2 protein-coding genes are annotated in these 1,103 nt (G+C 40.7%); both read left to right on the forward strand.

The window, feature by feature from the left end; translation table 11 throughout:
* The first annotated feature begins 215 nt into the window (after positions 1 to 215).
* Complete coding sequence (locus tag IQ244_RS32870) at positions 216 to 521, forward strand: hypothetical protein (protein ID WP_228059316.1); 306 nt, start codon at positions 216 to 218, stop codon at positions 519 to 521.
* A 67-nt stretch (positions 522 to 588) separates the two neighbouring features.
* Positions 589 to 1,103 (forward strand): IS982 family transposase (locus IQ244_RS32875; protein WP_322746153.1); only part of this gene is annotated, 515 nt, incomplete at its 3' end.

A 1,103-nucleotide genomic window follows, 5' to 3' on the forward strand; every position in this document is an offset into this window, starting at 1 on the left:
TTAAATTAACGTGAGTTCGATGGATAGGAAGGCGCAAAAAGCTTGATATGAATGAATTTGGTCAACAGTGAATCGTTCAGGAGATCGCTACGATAGATTGAGAATCGGTAAAAAAGTGACAAAAAATGCCGAGACTAAAAATATCTAAGAAAAATCAAGGTCTCGGCTGTCTTGGAAAGTCTGAGCGGAGGCTTCCTCCGCTCAGACTTTCCGCTATGTCTACTATTGTATCTCGGCTTGATATTACGCAAATTTTCTGTGACGTGGATGAGTTCTGTCATCAATGGGAAAACTGGTGGCAGCAAGTGCCACAATTGCCATCGATAACAGGAGAACGGCGCAGTAAATCAAGGATGCACCTATCGGAAGTGATGACAATAGTCATAGCGTTTCATGGAAGTGGATATAGAACATTTAAAGAATTTTATACACTACAGGTATTACCAGGTTGGGGAAAGGCGTTTCCCAATTTAGTCAGCTATACGAGATTTGTGGAATTAATGCCTTGGTGCAAGATATAAGCTATGTTGTGTTTTACATACTCGCACAGGAGAAATTACAGGAATTAGTTTTATCGATTCCACACCGATAAATGTTTGCCACAACGCAAGGGCGCATTCTCATAAAGTATTTCCAGGGTTAGTGAAATGGGGCAAAAATTCTGTAGGCTGGCACTTTGGCTTTAAACTACATTTGATTATTAATGATTGTGGAGAACTATTGGCATTTTCGCTAACTCCCGCCAATGTCGACGACCGAAAACCAGTCCCAGACATGACTAAGGACTTAATTGGTAACGCCAGTTGCTTCAAGTCGGCACAGCCGCCCAACGCACTGGCTCAATTAGTTGGTGAGCGAGGATACATCTCTCAAAAATTATTTGGGGAGTTATATGAGCGAGGATTGCAGTTAGTCACAAAATCCAAGAAGAAAATGAAAAATCGTTTGGTAAAACTGAGTGACAAGATTCTATTACGTAAACGTGCAGTAATTGAATCAGTTAATGACCATCTGAAAAATATTTGTCAAATCGAACACTCTCGTCATCGTAGTCCATTTAACTTTTTGGTCAACTTGATGGCTGGTTTAGCCGCTTACACCTA

The sequence above is a fragment of the Nostoc sp. LEGE 06077 genome, from assembly GCF_015207705.1.
In the GTDB taxonomy this organism is placed as follows: Bacteria; Cyanobacteriota; Cyanobacteriia; order Cyanobacteriales; family Nostocaceae; genus Nostoc_B.

Bases quoted from the DNA above. Each gene is read 5' to 3' on its own strand.
- IQ244_RS32870 (WP_228059316.1), top strand. From the start codon at position 216: ATGTCTACTATTGTATCTCGGCTTGATATTACGCAAATTTTCTGTGAC.